General features: G+C 40.4%; 16 protein-coding genes. 9 read left to right on the plus strand and 7 right to left on the minus strand.

Features of this window, described 5'->3' with window-relative positions:
* Positions 1-37: 37 nt before the first annotated feature.
* From MSKOL_RS06040 to MSKOL_RS06050, 3 genes are all read right to left on the minus strand, one after another.
* Positions 38-1,588 (minus strand): ABC transporter substrate-binding protein, encoded by a 1,551-nt coding sequence (locus tag MSKOL_RS06040; RefSeq protein ID WP_048154366.1) that lies wholly within the window; start codon positions 1,586-1,588, stop codon positions 38-40.
* Positions 1,589-1,875: 287 nt separating this feature from the next.
* A complete protein-coding gene (locus MSKOL_RS06045; RefSeq protein WP_048154369.1) occupies positions 1,876-2,790 on the minus strand; it encodes an ABC transporter ATP-binding protein in 915 nt (304 codons plus the stop codon).
* A 36-nt stretch (positions 2,791-2,826) separates the two neighbouring features.
* The gene (locus MSKOL_RS06050) at positions 2,827-3,765 is read right to left on the minus strand and encodes an ABC transporter ATP-binding protein (RefSeq protein ID WP_082091044.1); all 939 of its coding nucleotides are present in this window, start codon (positions 3,763-3,765) and stop codon (positions 2,827-2,829) included.
* A gap of 152 nt (positions 3,766-3,917) precedes the next feature.
* Between MSKOL_RS06050 and MSKOL_RS06055 the strand changes: the two genes are divergently transcribed.
* Both MSKOL_RS06055 and MSKOL_RS06060 read left to right on the plus strand, forming a co-directional pair.
* On the plus strand, positions 3,918-4,724 hold the full coding sequence (locus MSKOL_RS06055; RefSeq protein WP_048158187.1) for a class I SAM-dependent methyltransferase: 807 nt from the start codon (positions 3,918-3,920) through the stop codon (positions 4,722-4,724).
* Entirely contained in the window at positions 4,721-5,593 is an 873-nt protein-coding gene (locus tag MSKOL_RS06060) for a class I SAM-dependent methyltransferase (RefSeq protein ID WP_231592485.1), read from the plus strand. The genes MSKOL_RS06055 and MSKOL_RS06060 overlap by 4 nt, the downstream gene beginning before the upstream one ends.
* Positions 5,594-5,742: 149 nt before the next feature.
* Here MSKOL_RS06060 and MSKOL_RS06065 read toward each other — a convergent pair whose 3' ends face one another.
* Positions 5,743-6,507, minus strand: a complete 765-nt coding sequence (locus MSKOL_RS06065; protein ID WP_048119397.1) for an HAD family hydrolase — start codon at positions 6,505-6,507, stop codon at positions 5,743-5,745.
* Between the two features lie 31 nt (positions 6,508-6,538).
* Positions 6,539-7,486, minus strand: coding sequence for a phosphotransferase (locus tag MSKOL_RS06070; protein ID WP_048119400.1), 948 nt, complete (start codon positions 7,484-7,486; stop codon positions 6,539-6,541).
* 1,227 nt (positions 7,487-8,713) lie between these two features.
* On the opposite strand from MSKOL_RS06070, the gene MSKOL_RS06075 reads away from it, so the two are divergent.
* From MSKOL_RS06075 to MSKOL_RS06085, 3 genes are all read left to right on the plus strand, one after another.
* A complete protein-coding gene (locus MSKOL_RS06075; protein ID WP_231592487.1) occupies positions 8,714-10,090 on the plus strand; it encodes a NosD domain-containing protein in 1,377 nt (458 codons plus the stop codon).
* A 96-nt stretch (positions 10,091-10,186) separates the two neighbouring features.
* Entirely contained in the window at positions 10,187-10,933 is a 747-nt protein-coding gene (locus MSKOL_RS06080) for a class I SAM-dependent methyltransferase (protein ID WP_082091046.1), read from the plus strand.
* A 338-nt stretch (positions 10,934-11,271) separates the two neighbouring features.
* Entirely contained in the window at positions 11,272-11,880 is a 609-nt protein-coding gene (locus MSKOL_RS06085; RefSeq protein WP_231592488.1) for a tetratricopeptide repeat protein, read from the plus strand.
* A gap of 50 nt (positions 11,881-11,930) precedes the next feature.
* Here MSKOL_RS06085 and MSKOL_RS06090 read toward each other — a convergent pair whose 3' ends face one another.
* Positions 11,931-12,725 carry an AAA family ATPase gene (locus MSKOL_RS06090; RefSeq protein WP_082091047.1) on the minus strand — a complete coding sequence of 265 codons (795 nt, stop codon included), beginning with the start codon at positions 12,723-12,725 and terminating at the stop codon, positions 11,931-11,933.
* 476 nt (positions 12,726-13,201) lie between these two features.
* Positions 13,202-14,665 carry an asparagine synthetase B gene (locus tag MSKOL_RS06095; protein WP_048154377.1) on the minus strand — a complete coding sequence of 488 codons (1,464 nt, stop codon included), beginning with the start codon at positions 14,663-14,665 and terminating at the stop codon, positions 13,202-13,204.
* A gap of 680 nt (positions 14,666-15,345) precedes the next feature.
* Between MSKOL_RS06095 and MSKOL_RS06100 the strand changes: the two genes are divergently transcribed.
* The 4 genes from MSKOL_RS06100 to MSKOL_RS18690 all read left to right on the plus strand — a co-directional run bounded on the left by MSKOL_RS06100 (position 15,346) and on the right by MSKOL_RS18690 (position 20,528).
* Positions 15,346-16,209, plus strand: coding sequence for a nitrilase-related carbon-nitrogen hydrolase (locus MSKOL_RS06100; protein WP_048119412.1), 864 nt, complete (start codon positions 15,346-15,348; stop codon positions 16,207-16,209).
* 761 nt (positions 16,210-16,970) lie between these two features.
* On the plus strand, positions 16,971-17,459 hold the full coding sequence (locus MSKOL_RS06105) for a MarR family transcriptional regulator (RefSeq protein WP_332310039.1): 489 nt from the start codon (positions 16,971-16,973) through the stop codon (positions 17,457-17,459).
* A gap of 102 nt (positions 17,460-17,561) precedes the next feature.
* Complete coding sequence (locus MSKOL_RS06110) at positions 17,562-17,777, plus strand: hypothetical protein (RefSeq protein ID WP_231592490.1); 216 nt, start codon at positions 17,562-17,564, stop codon at positions 17,775-17,777.
* A 438-nt stretch (positions 17,778-18,215) separates the two neighbouring features.
* Positions 18,216-20,528 (plus strand): PGF-pre-PGF domain-containing protein, encoded by a 2,313-nt coding sequence (locus tag MSKOL_RS18690; protein ID WP_052725362.1) that lies wholly within the window; start codon positions 18,216-18,218, stop codon positions 20,526-20,528.
* Positions 20,529-20,737: the final 209 nt, after the last annotated feature.

The following is a 20,737-nucleotide window of genomic DNA, read 5'->3' on the forward strand; positions in this document are numbered from 1 at the left end:
TCTTTTAAATGAAAAAGTGGTGGGTAGAATACCCACATCAGGAAATTGAAACATTCTGAAGGTCGAAAGAGCACTCTGTAGGATGGAGACGATATCCCTTTATGTTCGAAGTTGTGACGTCGATATTAACGTAGTAGTTAAGATACGCAACCGGCGCTTCTTCGACAACAATTGCCTGAACTTCATCATAGAGTTTTTTTCTGGCAGCTTCATCGGAAGTGGTTCTGGCCTGCTCAATCAACTGATCTACAGTATCGTTGTGCCAGCGATATGCTCCCCAACCGTCGATTGATGTGCCACTTGAATGATAGTCCGTCATCATTATCTCATCAGGATCAGGTACGAAAAATAGTCCCCTTCCTACGAGGTAAATATCAAAATCTCCTTTATTCCTCTGGGTATTTGCGGCATCGGTATTGAGGACCTTAAGTTCTGTCTCTATGCCTACTTTCTTAAGCTGCTGCTGGATCACCTCAGCGATCGACGGCAGTTCTGCTCTTTCAGAATAAGTAACTAATGTAATCTTCATAGGCTTGCCGTTTTTATCACGGGTCCCATCACCATCCGAGTCGGTCCATCCTGCTTCATCAAGGAGTGTTTTTGCTTTATCCACGTCGTAAGTATAAGGGGCAATATCCTTGTTTGCCCAGTAAAACTGAGGAGGGAAAAGTCCTGATGCTGTGGTTCCGTATCCGTAAAGGACAGAATTCACTATTGCTTCCCGATCTATAGCATAATTAACAGCCTGACGTACCTTTTTATCGTTGAAGGGTTCCTTTTCTGTATTGAACGTTATCATCCTTACACGAGCAATCGGCTCTTCAAGGACCGTATAATCAGCCTTTTCTGTATATTTGTCAGCAACATCAGGAGAAAGAATCATTGCTATCTGAATGTCCTTACTGTCAAGGAGCATCTTTCTTGTAAGTACTTCAGGAATTATCCGGTATACCACCTTATCAACTGAAGCAACGTGTCCCCAGTAATTGGGATTCTTAACAATGACAATTTCTTCTTCCGGTTTCCAGGATTCAAAGATGAAAGGCCCTGTGCCGATAGGCTTTGTGACATTTCCGCTTGCATCATAAGATCCGGGGGCAAGAGCAGCACTTTCTCCTTTGGAAAGATAAGCAGGAAGTGCAGGGAAAGTTGAATTAAGGTTGATTACTAATGTCAGGTCATCAGGAACCTCAATTGATGTTACAGGAATTTTTCCGAATGTTGATGCCGACTGGATAAAGGACCTTTCAAGAGATTTTTTCATTATTTCGGCTGTGAAAGGTGTCCCATCATGGAATAGAACGCCCTCTCTCAATTTGAATGTCCATTTTTTTCCATCATTGGAGACTTCCCATGATTTTGCAAGATTTGGGATAATCTTTCCTTCATAATCAACTCCTACGAGAGTTTCTACGTACCCGAGCCTTTGAGGAACAGTCCCCGATATGTGAGGATCAATAGAGGTGGGACTCCATTGGCCTGAGATGGACAATGTTTGATTATCTCCTTTTTGTTCTTTGTCTGTACAGCCGGCTCCCAGGACAACGAGAACCAGTAAAATAAAGAGAATTCCCTCTTTTCTTTTCATATTTACCAATCACACCTGATACTGTTATGTATCAACATCAAACTCCACAAAAATTTACATATATAGAAAACTCTGGAGTTATCATCTTAATTTTGGGTAACCTGGTGGGACAATCCAGGATGATTTGTTGGACAATCCAGGATGATTTGTTGAACAATCCAGGATAATTTGTTGAACAATCCAGGATGATTTGTTGGACAATCCAGGATAATTTATTGGGGGAAGCACCCTGGAATTGTGGTTGTACCGCTAAAACCTATTAGGGGATATCGAGAGTGTACGATTAATCAAGTAGGCGAAAAATTATGGCAACGCACCCGTCTATCTTCGTATTCCATCATTTCAGGGCTGTGAAGGCATTTTTCTGTCTTTTTCGGGCAGAATTGATAATATACGCATGAACCTGGAACCTTTGTCCCTTGAGGTTCAGATGGTGGCAAGGAATCGGAATCAGAGATTGATGTGATTCTGCGGGTAAATGGGTGGTATGGCCTGTCCAGAATATCCTTCCCCTCTTCTACTATCTGCCCGGCAAACATTACAGCAGTCCTGTCACCAATAGCGTGTGCAAGCCCCTGGTCGTGAGTAATGAAGAGAAGGGCACATCCGAGGTCTTGCTGGAGTGTTTTCAGGAGGTGTATAATAGATGCCTGGGTAGACACGTCGAGCATTGAAGTCGGTTCGTCACATATGAGAAGTGAAGGCTCAAGTGCGATAGCACGAGCAATAACAGCACGTTGCAGTTCTCCACCGCTGAGCTGGTGAGGATATCTGGCTGCCTGCTCAGGTTCGAGCCCAACGAGCCTAAGAAGCCTTTTTAGATCTTCTTCCATCGGCCTTCCGCGCAACGACTCAGGATGTATGCGGAAAGGTTCGCAGATTGAGTAAGCTATCGTCCACCTGGGGTCCAGGGAGCTTTCAGGCTGTTGAGGTACAATTTGAATTTTTTTCCGGATAGAACGGAGCTCTTTCTCTTTCATCCCCGTAAGAGCCTGGCCCTCAAAGAATATCTCTCCCCGTGTTGGAGGAATAAGCAAGAGAAGCAGTCTTGAGAGAGTAGACTTTCCACATCCGCTTTCTCCTACAAGAGTAAGGGTTTCTCCTGCTTCTATCCTGATATTTACATTGTCAACAGCGATGATCCTGTTTTTTCCTGGGGAATTGGGAGCGAATATCTTGGTCAGGCCTCTTCCTTCAATCATGCGACTTTCTCCCTTCAATCATGCGCTTTCTTCCCTTCAATCATACAGCCAGCACCTGACAGCCGACCCTTCCAGAAGATGAATTAGAGGAGGTTCGACCCTGCACTTTTCTATTGCAGATGTGCATCGAAACCGGAATTTGCAGCCTCCATCGTTTTCTTCTGAATCTCCTGTTCCGGATGGTATAGGGTGAAGACCGTTTTCAGGGAGCGAACGAAGTAGCCCTCTGGAATAAGGATGCAGTGGCCCGTCAAAAAACTCCCGCCTCCCTCTGATTTCCACTATCCTCCCGGAATACATAACTGCAATCCTGTCCGCGAGGTTTTTGGCAAATGGGAGATCGTGTGTGATGATAATCAGAGTAATTCCTTCATCACGTAAAATCCGAAGAAGGTAGGTGATAGCCTGCTTATTCATTATGTCTATACCCTTTGTAGGTTCGTCTGCAATAAGCACTTCCGGGTGGCCTGAAATTCCCATAGCTACAAGTGAGCGTTGAAGCATTCCACCACTGAATGAATAAGGATAGGAGTCTATTCTTTCCTCTGGGGGAGCTATTCTGATAAATTGGAGAAGTTCAAGGACCTTCTTTCTAATTTTATTTTTATCCTTTTCTATATGGAGAGAGATCGGTTCTCCAATCTGTTTCCCCACAGTCATAGAAGGATTCATTGCTCCTGTAGGGTTCTGAGGAACCCATGCAATCTTTCTGCCGCGGATCATTTCAAGTTCAGTTTCAGAAAGGGTTAGAAGATCCTCTCCATGATATCGTATAACTCCGTTTACAGTGCAATTTGCAGGCAACAGCCCTAGTAGCGCCAGACCCAGTACCGATTTTCCGCTACCGCTCTCTCCTATAACTGCAAGTGTCTCGGACTGTTCGATGTTAATGTCAACCCCATCAACTGCCCGGATGACGGTGCTTGAAACGGGAAAATGTACATACAGCTGTTGAACATCAAGAATCATGGTCATCTTGCTACATCTGCGTATCTTTTGTTATGACAATTACAGGGTGTATGTTGTTACTATTTATATTTCTTTTCATATATTTCACTATAATAAACAAATAAGTTATTATATCTTAATACTAATTTTTAGTTAATTAACATTTTTGAAGGAATAATATGGTTATGCAGATCGATTGGGAGACAGCCTGGGCTGCAGGCATCGATGAGATGAATAGGCTTTCTACCACAAACTACTGGAATCAAAGGGCAGAGGATTATTCTGATATGGTACTGGCAAGTGACTGTAATCATGGACGGAATATTCTCAACCTGTTTGAAAAGGAAGGGCTGCTGCAGAAGGATTGGCATATTTTAGATATCGCATCAGGCCCAGGAGCAATAACGATACCATTTGCAGAGAGGGTATGCCGGGTGACCGCTGTCGAGCCTGCGGAGAAGATGGCAGCAGCATTGATATCATATGCGCAGAACAGAGGGATTTCCAATGTTGAGGTAATCCTTAAGACCTGGCAGGAAGTGGATGAGGCAGCTTATCCGAAAAACTATGATCTGGTTATCTGCTGTCATGCGCTCTGGCAATTTTCGGACATCCTTTCGCAGATCCGACGGATGGAAGCAGTATCCAGAGGGTATTGTTGTCTTGCTCATGGATTTGAAGCTCCTTCAGAGACCCTCAAACTAATGGAAGCTCTTGGGATCAATGAGGGTGAATTTGATCAGTTTATCACAGTTTTCAATATTCTCAATGATTCTGGAGTGTACCCGAACGTTGATGTGATCGATTACACACTTAATCGGTCGGTTACCTCGGCAGTTACTTCGGTTGAGAAACTTGTTGAGAAACATCGGCCTCTGGACTCTAGGGACAGAGAGATTATTCAGGAATACGTGCACAATCACGCTAATGAGGGCATGTATCAGGTTAGAGGCAGGATGGGTTTACTATGGTGGAAGGTAGCATGACTTCCGGCTCACTTACAGCTCCTGTAGACTGGGTCAGATGCTGGGAAGACAGTTATGATACCCGGTCTAAAATTATGTTCAGGGACTATGAACTAAATGACTGGAATGAAAGGGCAGAGGATTATTCAGAATCCAGGCGGACAAATAATTACGAGTTCGGAGAGTCAGTATACTCTACACTTGCCCTACATGGAGTTGTTTCTCCTCGTTCAAGGGTCCTTGAAGTTGGTGCAGGTCCGGGAACGTTTGTAATACCCTTTGCAAAGAAAGTTGATCATATAACTGCTATTGAGCCTGCAGAGGGAATGATCCATATGATCTCTCAAAATGCTGTGGAAGCCGGAGTGGATAACTATGATATTATCCCAAAAATCTGGCAGGATGTGAACATCGAAGATATCAGGGGACGGTATGACCTTACTATCACTTCAACAGTCATATGGATGTTTCGTGACATTATGACCCAGATAAGCCGGATGGAAGAGGTTACACAGGGGCACTGCTGTGTGGTTTGTGGGGTAGGCACAGGGCAGACATTTGAAGCCGAACTCTGGAAGAAAATCATGGGTAATACACCTCATCCTCAGTACCCGGAATACCCTTTGATCTATAATCTCCTTTACACGTGTGGAAGAGTCCCTCATGTTAGGTTTATCAATTATACAAGTCTGAGGTCACCTGAGAACATGCTCAGAATGTACAGGGTTTTCTACTCAATCTACACAGAGGTCACACCTGAAGTTGAGGAGACTATTCGAGAGGCACTGTATCGTGACTCCGGAGAAGGTCCATGTGTCAGGAAATACCGCTCCGCTGTGGTCTGGTGGAATCCGTCTGTTCGAAGAAAAGAGTTTACAGGTATTGCCTGAGGATTTCTGGCAGTTTACATAAAAAGTGTGAAGGATAAAAAATGTGCAGGAAGAAAAATAAGAGAACAGTAAATATGAATGATTGGGAGAATCACTGAGCGAATCTTCTTCCCAATATTACTTTTTTAAAGACAGAAAATTTTATGGAATCAATCTGTCAATCCGAATTGCTCCCAGGCTTCTTTAATATTCATGGTGCGCATTCCCAGTTTTTTTGCAGGCGCTAGCTCGTTTTCGTCAGAGTCTCCTATTGACATGACACATTTTGGTTCGAGTTCAAGGCCCATCCTTTTGAGCGCAGTCATAAAAAGCCTGAGGTCAGGTTTTTTATACCCTACATCCGATGAGAATATAACAAAGTCAAAATAATCGTGGAGCCCGAGAAACCTGAGTTCCAGTTCAGAAAAAACTCTTTGCCCATTGGAGATTACACATTTGGGAATGTTTATGCAATGTTCAATCAGTTTGATGCTCTGAGGGAAAGCCCGGAGTTTCCTTATAGAAGCTGCCCGAAAGACCCTTGAAGCTTCTACTCCCAGGCTGTTTTCGTCAATATTCCAGACCGAATTTTCCCGGCAGATCTCTGCAAAGATTTCCTCTACCTTGATCTCTGGGTACACTTCCCTGGAAATCTCCATTTTCTGTCTGACCTTAAACATGTACGTATCCCAAAGCTTTTCGGGCTCGATTTTCACTCCCTGATAGGCAAGCCATGCGCTCAGTACTTTATATGTCTCCAGGCTATGCTCGTCAGTATGAATGTCAATAAGGGTCTCATAGCAGTCAAAGATAACCCCTTTTATATGGCAGCTCTCAAATGCCTCCTCTCCCTTTGCAAGAGAATGACTAAGAAATGTAACTTCATCCTTGCTTACCTCAGGTCCGTAATTCTCCGATATGTTCTTTCCTCCCATATCCCTTTTGCTTAAGTTTCTACTTCATGTTTTATCTGTAATTAATTGCCTTTAAACATTCACATGCTTCTCTAATGAGATAATTTCTATAGTCGCTCTGGTGGAGTCTTGCCGAGCGAAGGAGCCCTATACTCATGAAAAAAGGCAAAGTTCTGGTAATATAGTAAAAATCTTTTTCATTGCTGCTGTATTCCCAGAGGAAATTTCCGATATACGGTTCAGCTTTCTCTCCTCCCCCCATATGCAGCTCGAACTCGTTTTTAAGTTCTGCAGCTAGAATTCCGAGATCTCTTACAGGATGTGCCTCAAACCAGGAGCTTTCAAAATCAAGGGCATAAGGTTTGTCTTTGCAGAAAATATAATTGGAAAGGTTTACATCCCTGTGAACCATGCATCCGTATTCCCTGTCTAGCAGGGGGCTATACCACCATTCTCCAAGTAATTTATTGAAAGTTTCTCTAGTGTCATGGTCCAGTTTCAGATGGCCCAGGACATCATGATAATTTCTGAATTCATTTTCCTTATTATAGGAAGATTTTGTGTTATCATGTAGCTGTCGGAGCATATGCGCAACTGCAGCAAGCCTCTCATATCGCTTTTCTTCGTGCCTGATACACCAGCCCAGAGATTTTCCAGGTATATGTTCCGTTACAAGGACGCAATTGAACTTCTTATTGATTGCAAGAGGTCTTGCAACATTTATTACCGACGCAGCCTTTCTAAGGTTCCGGTACTCATTCATCATGCCTTTATATGGATTATAATCTTTCAACTGACCAGTAGGTTCGGCAAAAAACTTTGCCATAACGCTGAAGTGTTCACTCTTGAACTGGTACCTGCAGACCGTATGGGAAGAGTTGTATTTAAAAACATTAACAGAGCAATTTTTATTCCGTAGCCTATCCCCAACAACTTCTTCAACAAGCCAGTCCCTAAAAGGATCACCAGGGTTTAAAGTATTAACATGGCGGGATGCCAATTCAAATTACCCCCACTTATCCATAAATACTTCACAATTGTATCTTTTCTTCGCGATGTGCTCTTATATCCAGGTATATTTTTGTTAGAGAGCAGATGCCAGCTTTATTTTTGATATTCTGTAATAATGACAATAGTATACTATATTTGGATAAACAATATACTGATATATATTATATTGTTGTTGGTGTTTAAATATAAGGATCTTATCCGCTCTCAAGTTCGGGCTCGCCTACATCAAACCATTTGTTGTATTCTCTTTCCTCTCAGTAGCTCCTGTAGAGCGAGTCACTCAGGAATACTCAAAAAATGCACATGAAATTCTTCGAATAACATGCACAAAAAATAAAAGAACTCTCTCCCTACCTTTTTTACCCTTCAACTTCGTCATTATCTTGGGCAGGAAGGTTGTACTTATTTTGGTTCTTGAAGCCGTCAAAAAACTGGCCAGTGAATTGCCATCAAAGGCTCAAACGTGACTTTGATCACGGATGCCAAATCGCCTTCGAGACAATCACACTGCCTATACAAAATATGGGGTAATGTAAATTGGTGGGAATAATTAACAAACCTATATTCGGCATGTTGACATTTCATTTTTGATCATTTTTACTAATGGCGATTTTGAAATGATGACCCTTTATTCAGTCGAATAACCCGCTAGCTTGCTGGGGGGCGCACCAGCGCAACTTTGCTTTTGTCATTTATCACTCAATATCATCAAGTTTAGCGTACACTTACATCGTATTTTTATTTTTAATTTGTGTTGAACTAAACCCAGCATATTTATATTACTTTATACATTATTCCCCCTGTTCTGGCAATTTGGATGAAATATTCTATAAAGATAAAGCAAATTGTATGCATAAACGCATGTGGGTTTCTGTATATTTTTTAATAAGGATCGAGTAAAGCAATCTTATACGCTATTGTAAAAGGACTTACTTTAGATAACAACAGAATTCACTTTAGATAACAACAGAATTCACTTTAGATAACAACAGAATTCACTTTAGATAACAACATAACCCACTTTAGATAACAACATAACTCACTTTAGATAACAAAAAACTCACTTTAGATAACAAAAAACTCACTTTATATAAATAAGAGCATTTACACGGATAATTATCCGTGACTTAGACAGCCACTTAAGCAAATTTGATTAGAAAATTTCATCTTTTTTTGAGTGGATGGAGGGATTAGAATAAGTAAATTAATTACCTTGTTGTTAGTTTTTTTTATCCTGATATTAAGCTCTGGTATTGGAACTGCAAATGAAATCTTTGTCAAGTCAGGAGAGTCCATACAGGCTGCTGTAAACAGTGCGGTTTCAGGTGATGTGATAATTGTAAAGCCTGGAACCTATACCGAGAACATAAATGTAACCGTACATAACCTGGTAATAAAATCAGAGTCCGGAAATCCTGTAAATACAATAATAATGGCTAAAAACCCGGCCTTAGATGTGTTCAATGTAGAGTCAGACAAGGTTACGATTAGCGGGTTTAAAATAATGGAGGCACATAAAGACCATGCAGGGGTCTATATGTATAAGTGCAAAAACTGCACCATTGAGAACAGTAGATTGCTGAATAATACTGTTGGAGTGTACCTGGAGAATTCGGATTATAATCTAATTCTCAATAACCTGATTGGAAAAGGAGATAAGGGAGTTGTCGCTCAGCAGTCTAACTATAACACAATCTCCGGAAACCGAGCTTCAAAAAACAGGTACGGATTCTATGTTCCAAATTCTGAGGGGAATGTAATCTCAAATAATACGCTCTCTGAAAACAAAGATTATGGGCTCGTGCTTTCAACTGGAGTAGGCAATACCCTCTCAGAAAATAATGCTTCAGATAACGGTAGAGGCATTTACCTGGGCAATTCGGATAACAATAAGATCTCAGGAAATACTATCACTTCAAATGAGGTTTTTGGGCTTTTTATCTGTCCTAAAAGTGACAAGAATAGTGTTCTTAATAACTACTTCAATAATACTGTCAATGCCGTACCTAATAACGGAACCGACAACATATACTATATAGAAAAAACCCCGGGAACTAACATTGTTGGTGGATCTTATCTTGCAGGAAACTACTGGTCACAACCCAATGGACTGGGCCCCTCGGAAATCACGCCTGATACAGATGGGGATGGCATTGCTGATAAGGTCTACAAGATTGAAAACAGTGATTACGTCGATCGCATGCCTCTTGTAGCCGCTAAAGTAAAGAATCCGATTCTTCCTGTTGCAAATTTCAGTACCAATGTAACTAGTGGTCACCCTCCTCTTTCAGTCCAGTTTACCGATCTTTCGACAAATGAAAGCGAAAGAAAATGGGATTTTGAAAGTGATGAAAATATTGATTCGACGGACGAAAACCCGGTTCATACATTTACAGAGCCTGGGGCCTATACCGTTAATCTTACCGCAAGCAACGAAAACGGAACTGCTTCAAAAAGTTACATAATAGTTGTTCTTGAGGGAAGCGATACTCAAGATACCGAGCTGAATAAAATTACGAGTTTACCTGGTTTTGAATTGATTTATGGAATTTTCGGTTTTCTTGCGGTCTTCCTGTATAGAAAAAGAGGATAAATTCTGAAGATGAAAAAGGCTAAGGAAACTTAAGGAATCAAGAAAAAACATGAGTCATTGAAGGGAGTGGGGATTTAATGGGGTTATGGGGATTTAATGGGGTTATGGGAGAGCTTTGACAGGTATGCAGAAGAATATGATGTCTGGTATGAGAAATATAAGCCTGCATATGAATCCGAACTTCTTGCCCTGAGAACTTTTCTAGCCGAAAATCCCGAGAAATTAAAAGCTCTTGAAATTGGAGCTGGTACAGGTAGGTTCGCTTCGGCTCTTGGGGTTGGACTCGGGCTTGAACCGGCAAGAGCTATGGCAATACTTGCAAAGCAACGCAGGCTGGAAGTCATGCTTGGAGTTTCTGAGTTTCTGCCCTTTAAAAGAGAGAAACTTGATCTTGTTTTAATCGTTACCACACTTGCTTTTTTTAAAAATCCGAACCAGGCACTCAGGGGAGCTCTGAGGGTATTGAAACCAGGCGGGCAAATACTAGCCGGAATCCTTGATAGGGATAGCCCACAGGGCCGCTGTCTCGAATCCGGAACTAAAAAAGGCAGTTTTTCTTCGAAAGCGCATTTTTTTTCGACAGCAGAGTTATCGACATACTTACTGGAAGTCGGTTTTGAAACTCTTGAAGTTTGCCAGACCCTTTTCAGGCAGCCTGAAAAAATTGAAAGTATTGAGTTTCCGGAAGAAGAACATGGGAAGGGAAGATTTGTAGTGCTTTCTGCCAAAAAACCTGTTCAAGTACAGAAAACCTGTTCAAGTACAAAAAACCTGTTCAAGTACAGAAAACCTGTTCAAGAACATGAAAATCAAAAACTAATTCATCAGTCATTCAAAAACTAATTCATTGGGCATCGGTTAAGAAATAATTTCGGCTCTTCGTTGTTTTGTGTGGCTATCCTCATAATGTTTTCATAAAAACCAATGCGATCTCGAATTGAAAATCATCTTACCCACAGGGAATGACGAAGAACCAAAAATAGATTGTATTCCTCCATCTGAGCTTAAGAATCGGCTGTACTTCTTCAGTTACAGGTAGCTTTTTTATATTAGGGAAAATTCGAATCAGAAAAAGTATATCTCATTGAAAACAAAAAATGCAAAATACCAGTTTTAGCTCTGGTTCCATGCGTGAAATGTAAAAACAACCAGGTGTGGTAAAAACCCGAAAGGGGTCCGGAATGAGCTTTCACTGGAAAAGCGAGGATTCCTATATGACAGAAGAAAATGTGAGTGAAAAGATGGATAAAGCAAAGCAAAAGGAGTCGCAAGCGGCAGAAAAAACCGAAGAACCAGAGGATCTCAGGCAGCTCCTTGTCAAAGCTGGTGAGATTGGCAGTTACGAAGACAAACTCAGGCTGTACGATAAAGCCTTAACTCTGGACCCTTTGTTTCTCGATGCCTGGATCCAGAAAGGTTTCGCCCTGGACAGGATGGGGAAATCAAAGGAAGCTCTTGACTGCTATGACAGGGCTCTTGAAATCGATCCTGAAAATCTGGGGATCAGGTGCCTCAAGGGTTTTGCCTTTAACAATCTGAACGAATTTGAGAAATCTATTGAATCTTATGATGAGGTTCTGAAAGTAAATCCTGAAGATGTATTTTCTTTATGTCAGAAAGGTTCAGCTCTGGAAAGCCTTGGAAGATATGGGGAAGCTATGAAGTGTTATGACAACGCGCTTGATATCGATCCGACTGATGTTCTTATCAGAGAAAAGAAATTGAGGCTTCTGGAAGTTATTTATAAAAAAGGAACTTTAACTGACTCTCCGGACAGCAGCTTCAATTGAATTAAGAACTTTTGAAATATGAGAAGAAAATGAGGGCCGGCAAGCAGCCTTTACTTTTTGCTCTTGCTAGCTTCCTCTTCTTTCCTGATCTCTTCAACAACTTCCATCAGTTTTTCCTTAATTTTTGCTATAGCGTCAACAGCTTCGCCGCCTACCTCAATAGGAGCCCGTTTCTCCAGGTCGGCCTGCATTAACATGGTGTCAAAGGGAATTTCTCCAAGTACCTGGATGCCCATCTCTTCAAGTTTATCGTTAACTTTTCCCGAGCCTCCTTTATTAATTACGGCAGCAAGGTGTTTTATCCCTATTTCGGAAGACAGCTTTTTTATTCTCTCAGCCGTTTCAAGCGATCTTGCTCCAGGCTCAACTACAACGATCATGAGGTCCATTCCTCTTGTAGTGCCCCTTCCGAGATGTTCAATTCCGGCTTCCATATCAAGGATTACTGCACTCTTTTCCTTGAGCATAAGGTGCCTGAGAAGAGCCCTCAGGAAAGCCGAGGCAGGACACATGCATCCGCTTCCTCCGCGGTCTACGGTTCCCATGACAAGCATTCTAACTCCATCGGGCCCTATAACTCCGTACTTACTCGCAATATCATCGACTTTAGGGTTGTAGATGAAAGCTCCACCTTCGGCGCCTGCCCTTTCCTGAATCAGGTCTTTGAATTCTGTCAGGGGCTTTGGGGGATTTTCGACCCCAAGCGAAGATGCCAGGTTCATATCCGGGTCTGCATCTATTGCCAGTACCTCGTATCCGTCCCTTGCAAGCAGTCTGGCCAGAGTGCCTGAAAGAGTTGTTTTTCCAACGCCGCCTTTTCCGGTAATTGCTATTTTTATGAAGATTCCCCCTGAACATTAATTTAGATTTAAATGTTTTAGATTAATTGTTAATTCAGGTTAATTGTTAATTCAGGTTAATTGTTAATTCAGGTTAATTGTTGATTCAGGTTAATTGTTGATTCAGGTTAATTGTTGATTCAGGTTAATTGTTGATTCAGGTTAATTGTTGATTCAGGTTAATTGTTGATTCAGGTTAATTGTTGATTCAGGTTAATTGTTGATTCAGATTAACTATAGTGGTTTTCTAAGCAGGGATATAGTCATCAAGCTGTTTATACTTGTTTATTTATCTCTGGCTTCATCCCGTTATTCCTTAGAGAGTATTATTTAAAGTCTTTTCGTTTTATATGAATCAAAAAGATATTTAAAAATAGTTAAAAGTTATTTTGATAAATTATAAAGACCACATTTATCAGGTAAAAAATTAATTATCCTATTCAGTGGGCCTATTCAGTAGGCCTATTCAGCAGGGAACTCCTTTACCTGAATATGAAATCGAATCCCTCGTCTTCAGCAACCTGTTTCAGGTACTTTTCGATATGGTTTCCTTCCTTTTTTGAAAATCCTGCCTCGCGGGCAAGCCTGTCAAGTATTTTTTGAACTCCTGTCCCATACTGGATTGCTTTCTTTTCTTTCCAGAGAAGTTCCGATGGTAGCAAACTGTCTGCTGCTTTTCTCAGGATATATTTTCTTATATACAGGCTATCTCTTTTAAGGACTTTAAGTTCAGGGCTGATTGCAAGTCCTGTTTTTATTACCTCTTTATCCAGAAAAGGCACCCTGAGCTCCACAGAGTTGGCCATGGTAACCATATCGTCCCTCTCAAGGTTTATAGTTGAAATGTTTTTAAGGTCTGAGTAGATCGCTCTGTCAAGTACCTCGGGACCCTGCTCAAGGAAACCTTCGTGCCTGCTGTAACCTCCAAAAAGTTCGTCTGCGCCCTGACCCGTGAGAAGGACTCGTTTACCATCTTCTTTTGCAGTTTTCGCTACAAAATAGAGTGGAAGCCCGATTGCAATTTTCATAGGGTCAGTCGATTCCGTCGAATAGATCACATCCGGGATTGCAGCTTTTATTTCTTCAGGAGAAAGGAGATGGGTCTTGAGGGAATCACTCATGCCAGCAATTTCAGCCGCAAGCTGAGCCTGGGCAAGGTCATGGGAATTTGGAAGCCCAACGGCATAAAGAGAAATTGAGGGATCAATGTTTTTTGCAAGGGCAGCTAAAAAGGTACTGTCAATACCACCTGAAAACGCAATTCCTGCGGTTTTTGTAAGCCTTATCTCTACAGCTTTTTCAAGGGCCGTCCTCAGGCGGGAAGCAGCTTCGTGCTCTTCTGAGATTCTTTCTTGCGGAGGCTCAATTGTAAGGGATTTTTCTTCAAGCCCCCCATTTCTTATATTGAAAGCCATGACTCTGCCAGGCGGGAAGAGTTTTATCTGGTTTCCCTGGAAAAAAGCTTTTTTTTCGGAAGCAAAAGCAATTTTAGGCTTTTCTGCTCCTTTTTCTAGAGAATAAAAAAGAGGTTTGACTCCTACAGGGTCTCTGGCGAGTACAAGTTCGTTATCCAGGGCATAAGCCAGAGCGTAATCTCCATTTACTCTGGAAAGTACGGAAAAGATCGCATTTGTAGGCGTTTCTCCTTCCTTTATCTTTGTTTCTATGAGGGCAAAAAGTAATTCAGTGTCTGAATCAGTTTTTATGCCCTGTTCAGCTGCAAGTTCCCTGAAATTGAAAATTTCTCCATTGAGTACCAGAGCCCCTTTTCCAACCAGAGGCTGGGGCATGTCGCCTGTTATTTTAAGCAAGGTATTTCCTATACTCAGTCCTTTAGCCTCATAGGTTCCACAAGCATCAGGCCCTCTATGCTCCAGGGCTGCAAGCATTCTTTTTGTTTCTTCATTTGTATCAGGAGTTCCTGCTGCTCCTGCTATTCCGCACATGTTTACTCCTTTTTTCGTTATCTTCGGTGTATACACGCGCTCTATCTCTATTTATCATTTTTCCATATTAAAAAGGACATACTAATCCGAAGCGGTAAAAACTGTGAATTTAGGAATGACAAAAAATTTACAAATTATTTAGCATGAAAATGCTGCTATCTGCAAGCATTTTCATTGGTTGTGCATGTTATTCGAAGAGTATCATGTACGTTTTCTAAAAAAGCTTTTTAGGATACTTCACACAAAAAAACATGCCGTATCATATTTTATATACAAAGATTGTGTCTGAGTTCCATTCACAATATAAATATAGCTAAAATATAAATTGGTTACTTAACAAAGGTTATTGGGAAAGTTTTCCATCCCCGCAGCAAGTTGCAGGATATTTAACTGAAATATAAGTATTGATTCAAAAAGTAAGGAAGAAATAAGATCCCTAACTGATGACCAATGAATTGAAATTCACTTTTTTCAATTCGTCTCTTCAAATTCATAGTCTCTTCAAATTCATAGTCTCTTCAAATTCATAGTCTCTTAAATTCATAGTCTCTTCAAATTCATAGTCTCTTCAAATTCATAGTCTCTTCAAATTCATAGTCTCTTCAAATTCATATTATTTACTTGAAATTTTACTTCAAAGGATTCAAGCCGTTTGCTAACGGTTAGCTGGTGTTTATGACATGAAAGTTGCCTGTATACAGATGGACGTGCTGCAATGCAGAAAACAGGAAAACCTTGAGAAAGCTCTGCATATGGCCCTTAAAGCTGTAAGAAAAGGAGCCGAACTTATTGTTTTACCCGAGGTCTTCTCAACAGGGTTTTGCTACGAGTATCTTGACCATGCAGCAGAGACCTTGCCTTCTCCTCTCCTTGAAAACCTGGCCTGTTTTTCCGAGGCCAATGACTGTATTATCATGGGCTCAGTAATTGAAAAAGTCGCTTCGGAAGAGACTTCTAACAGTGGAACACCTGCGGATTTTGAAAATTCTACTCTTTCGGATTCCAGTAATTCCCCATTTTACTACAATCTCGGCTTTTGCTTTGAGTCAGGAACCCTTGCAGGTAGTTACCGGAAAACTCATCCTTTCAAAAACGAAAACAACTATTTCTCAAAAGGCGACTCTATAGAGCCCATTTCTCTTAAAAAGCAAAACCTGAAAATCGGTTTTGAGATCTGCTATGAACTCCGCTTTCCCGAGGTTGCAAGAAAACTTTCCCTTGCCGGTTCTGACCTGCTTGTGACCACAGCCGCATTCCCCAATCCAAGGTCTGAACACTGGAATATTCTCGCAAAGGCCAGGGCGATTGAAAACCAGATCCCACATATTGCCTGTAACAGGATAGGTTCTGCTCCTGACTGCAGTTATTTCGGCAACTCCATGATAATCGATGCCTGGGGTGAGGTAAAAGCTGATGCCGGCAATAAAGAATGCGTAATAGTGCATGACCTTGACCTGTCCAGGAAGAATGAAGTTCGTAAAATGATTCCCGTTTTTGAGAATCGGAGAATTGAGCTTTATTCTGAAGATCTAAAGATTATTTAATTTTCTTTCGATAATAATTTCTGTAACTGTATTACTTACTCATCTTAACGGAAATTGGTTCATCCTAATTGGTTGAATCTTATTTTTCAATTTTGGTAGAGTCTTAGTTGTTAATTTCTCTTATTGACAGCTAAAGTTTTTAACTTCACTGATCTGTTAATTTTCACTTTCCTTTGTAAACTATCAATCAGATAACATCATGTCCAACCAGGGGTTTCTTTCATTATGTCCAATTCAATGGAAATTTCATCACCATTTTTAAACTCTTCAGAATACTTCTTGTTTAAGAAAACAGGTAGTTCCAAACGTTATTAAGAGTAAGATTTATAGTTATCATTGTTATGCCGTAACATTATTACATAATTACAGAATTATAAATTTATGTAGTGATTGTTACACTTATTATCACTAGATTTTGTAACTGAGTCTTTTTTACAATTAACTAATGGAACACAGGAATAAATTTGATAGTATAAGGGCGGCTGATGCTTAAATATACAATAATTGCAAAATCATAAAATATAAATAAACCCAGTTCCTTTTTAGTTTGAAATCTAACAGTAAGATACCAAATAGTAAGATTAAAAACAGCCATTCGGATGATAGAGATATTAAAATCCAGTCAAACTCAAGAAAATAAGTAAAGACCATTAGAACCAGCAGATTCAACTAAGAAACACCTCGCAAACAAATCTACTGGATAAAAAAATGTCTCGTAAAAGACCTCTAATGGTTACTATCCTGCCTTTATCATCCGAATTATGACTGCAAAATTCCTTACTGTGATAACAATGAAGGAAGAAAAGATAAAAGAAACAGTAAAACTCCAGTTTGAGATAATTAATCTGTTTCAAAAAAATTTTGCTAAAATATTTCACAAAGCAGGGGACATTCCGTATAGCCTCAATAAAAATCAGAATCGAGCAATTATGATTATTGGGTCAACAGACAATATTATGCCTACAACCCTGGGAAAATGCCTTGATCTTCAGAAGGGAAGCTTGACAAGTATGATCGATGCTCTGGAAAGAGAAGGGCTTGTCTACAGGAAAAAAGACCCCCAGGACCGGAGAAAAAACCTTATTTCTCTCACCGAAAAGGGAAATGCTTACAGGGAATGGTTCATAGGAAAACTTGAAGAAAATGTCTCCGATATTCTCAGAAGGCTGGATGAAGAAGACATCCTTGCATATAAGGAGAGCCTGCAAATAATGTTTACAACGCTGAAGAAGCTTGATGATACTGCCTGAACAAAAATACTGCTGAAGGGGGGCAATGGAAATCAAATTCTCAAACTCAAGAAGCTGGGGTTTACAGAAAATACAGCAAAAATTTATGCCGGATTCCTGAGTTTGAATGAAACTACTGCCAAGGAAATCCATGAATTTACCAGTGCCAAGACTAAAAATCTATCCTTAAGGTTTTACAAGACTGTGCTGGGGGCAATAAGGCCGAAAAAATATGTGAAAGTTAAAAAACTCCTGCTTTTTTTTAGAAGCATAGGCCCGAAGCAGTTGGCCGAAAGGCTCAAAGCTGAACTCTTTCTGTCTCTTAACGACTCTTTATGAAAACTTAACGGACCTCAATTCTACAAAGACTCAAAAACTTCCTTATATAGGCCAGGGACCTGTTTTTAAATCTCCAAAGGTGTGGAAGCTTTATAATAAAGAGAAGTGAAACTGTTGGATATATACAGTACGCGCCAGAGGAACTACATTTGTAACTATATTTTAATAAGGTAAAAGTTACTTACACTTTTATTAAGAAAGCCAGTTCTATAAAGGAAAATATAGATATTTGATGAATAGGATACTGGATAAATCCGACTGGATGACTATAAATGCAAAGTCAATATATTTAATTTTATATCTATAACTGGGTACTGGTACTCCGTTTTCATTCAAATTGAGTTATGCCTTTAAAAGTTCAGTTGAGTCGTTGCGTTACTCTAATAATAAAATGCAGATAGTACAACTAAGTTAGTAAAGTACGGGCACTGAGCAAAAATGAAGATAAATAAACATCAATTTATAGCCATACTCCTTGTAGCTATCTTAATAGCATTTATACCCCTTGCATCAGCAGCTCCTGCAGGAACATCTGAGTCCACAGTAGTAGCAGCCGCAAAAAGCTGGATTGGAGTTAAATCCGTACATGGCGGCAACAGCCGATCGGGCATTGATTGTTCTCACTTAGTGTATCAAGTATACAAGCAAGCCGGAGCCAAAGACATTGTATTTCAAACTGTTCCTAATATGAAAAAAAATGCATATTATGTTACTACAGATTCTCCGACGCCTGGTGATGTAATTTTTTGGAAAAAAGACATTACTGAAAACAACAGGAATTACTGGCTTATCAGCCATGTAGGAATATACATAGGGAATGGGCAATTCATCGATACATCTTTTGATACAAAAACCGTTACCACAGAAAGTATTAGTGGCGTGTATCAAGAAGGATTGCCGTACTATGCTAGATGGGACCCCGGTGGAAGCGATGATACAGATAACGATGAAACTCCTGATGATAACGATGTAAATCCGCCGGTTGCTGCATTTTCTATGTCCACTACATCGGGACAAGCTCCATTGAATGTAGTATTTACTGACAAAAGTACAGACGCAACTTCCTGGTCCTGGAGTTTTGGAGACGGAAGTACTTCAGCAGAGAAAAACCCAAATCATACATACTCTGAAGCTGGAGACTATAGTGTTGTCCTGACTGTAAACAATGAAAAGGGCTCAAGTTCAGATACTCAAAAAGTAGTTGTTCAGAGTGAACCAACTCCAGAAATAATTCTTCCTGTAGCGGACTTTGATGCAGATAACACAAGTGGCTCTGCTCCTCTTTCTGTTCAATTTACAGATTTATCGCAAAATGCAAATGGGTGGGACTGGAATTTTGGAGACGGAGATACCTCAACTGAGCAAAATCCAGCTTATACCTATGGTTCAGCCGGAAACTATACTGTTGTCCTGACCGCAAATAATGAAAATGGTTCGAGCTCGAAATCTCTAAATATAACTGTTGAGGAAGAACCGGGTCAAGAAGAAATCCTTCCTGTAGCGGACTTTGATGCAGATACCACGAGCGGCTCTGCACGTCTCTCTGTTCAATTTACAGATCTGTCGCAAAATGCAAACGAATGGTACTGGAACTTTGGAGACGGAACTAATTCAACCGAGCAAAATCCAATGCACACTTATTCCTCTCCCGGAAACTATGATGTCAACCTGACAGTAGTTAATGAAAACAAAACGGCCTCAGAAATCAATACAATAAATGTACTGGAAGAAAGCAATTCCAGCGACAGTAACAGCGATAGTGATAGCAACAGTGAAAGCGATAGTGACAGTGATAGTGACAGTGACAGTAGCAGTGGTAGCAGTAGTGGAGGACACAGCCACAAGAGCGGAAGTAGCAGTGGTGGCGTTGGCGGGTCTCCTGAACCAGCGAAGAACGTCCAGGTAAAAGAGGTTTTACAGACTTTTATTGCCAGTGGAAGGGATGTGGATTTTAATTTTACAAATAATGCAACCTGTGTTGAATCGATAACATTCAGGTCAACAAAAACCGTTGGAAAGACCACTACAATAGTAGAGGAACTGAAAAATAAGTCAAGCCTGGTTTCCAAGCTTCCTGAAGGTATCGTCTACAAGTCATTCAATATATGGGTTGGAAACGGTGGTTATGGCACCTCAAAGAATATTGAGAGTCCATCTGTCAATTTTAAAGTTAATACCTCATGGGTAGACGAGAACAACATAAACAGGTCCTCGATTATACTTGATTGGTACGATGACGAGAAAAAAGAATGGACGGAACTGCCAGTAAGTCTAACAGGTGAAGATGATCAGTTCTTGCATTTCACAGCAAACGTACCTGGCTACTCGTCCTTCGCAATAACAGGCACAAAAAACGAAGGCAACACAATAGCTGCAGAACCTGCTCAAAAAGCCACAAATAATACTACAGGCAGCAATGCAGGTATTAATGCAATTAGTAGTACAAGCAATAATGTAAGCAGCAATGTAAGTAACAATGCAAGCATAAATGCAAGCATCAATGCAATTAGTAGTACAATCAGTAATACAATCAGTAATGCAATTAGTAGTACAATCAGCAATGCAATTAATAGTACAATCAGTAATGCAATTAATAGTACAATCAGTCATGTAATTAGCAGTACAGGCAGCAATGCAAGTACTATTGAAAATAAGGTAGCTGAAGTAAGTAAAAGCATTCCTGGATTTAGTATGATCAGTGGCATTGTATGTCTATTATGTGTTTTCCTGTATAGAAATAAGGGAAAATAAAGCAGTGTGAACTGTAGTAAGGCGGTGAGGGTTATTAATCCAACCAGGCAATCAAGTATATCTGCCTTTTATGGTCAAATTTGAAAAATTACCCTCCTGATTACTTTTTTAGATTCCCATCTTTTTTGAGTTTTATTTTCCGGAGTACTTATTGAGTATTATTTTTCAGGATACTATTTTTTCCGTATCATATCCAGCTTTCTGAATAT

Source organism: Methanosarcina sp. Kolksee, from assembly GCF_000969945.1.
GTDB classification, from domain to species: domain Archaea; phylum Halobacteriota; class Methanosarcinia; order Methanosarcinales; family Methanosarcinaceae; genus Methanosarcina; species Methanosarcina vacuolata.

Coding starts and splice junctions, on each gene's coding strand:
- MSKOL_RS06050 (WP_082091044.1), bottom strand. CDS start 3,765: ATGACCATGATTCTTGATGTTCAACAGCTGTATGTACATTTTCCCGTT.
- MSKOL_RS06055 (WP_048158187.1), top strand. CDS start 3,918: ATGGTTATGCAGATCGATTGGGAGACAGCCTGGGCTGCAGGCATCGAT.
- MSKOL_RS06065 (WP_048119397.1), bottom strand. CDS start 6,507: ATGGGAGGAAAGAACATATCGGAGAATTACGGACCTGAGGTAAGCAAG.
- MSKOL_RS06105 (WP_332310039.1), top strand. CDS start 16,971: ATGACTGCAAAATTCCTTACTGTGATAACAATGAAGGAAGAAAAGATA.
- MSKOL_RS06085 (WP_231592488.1), top strand. CDS start 11,272: ATGAGCTTTCACTGGAAAAGCGAGGATTCCTATATGACAGAAGAAAAT.
- MSKOL_RS06100 (WP_048119412.1), top strand. CDS start 15,346: ATGAAAGTTGCCTGTATACAGATGGACGTGCTGCAATGCAGAAAACAG.
- MSKOL_RS06040 (WP_048154366.1), bottom strand. CDS start 1,588: ATGAAAAGAAAAGAGGGAATTCTCTTTATTTTACTGGTTCTCGTTGTC.
- MSKOL_RS06045 (WP_048154369.1), bottom strand. CDS start 2,790: ATGATTGAAGGAAGAGGCCTGACCAAGATATTCGCTCCCAATTCCCCA.
- MSKOL_RS06060 (WP_231592485.1), top strand. CDS start 4,721: ATGACTTCCGGCTCACTTACAGCTCCTGTAGACTGGGTCAGATGCTGG.
- MSKOL_RS06080 (WP_082091046.1), top strand. CDS start 10,187: ATGGGGTTATGGGAGAGCTTTGACAGGTATGCAGAAGAATATGATGTC.
- MSKOL_RS06095 (WP_048154377.1), bottom strand. CDS start 14,665: ATGTGCGGAATAGCAGGAGCAGCAGGAACTCCTGATACAAATGAAGAA.
- MSKOL_RS18690 (WP_052725362.1), top strand. CDS start 18,216: ATGAAGATAAATAAACATCAATTTATAGCCATACTCCTTGTAGCTATC.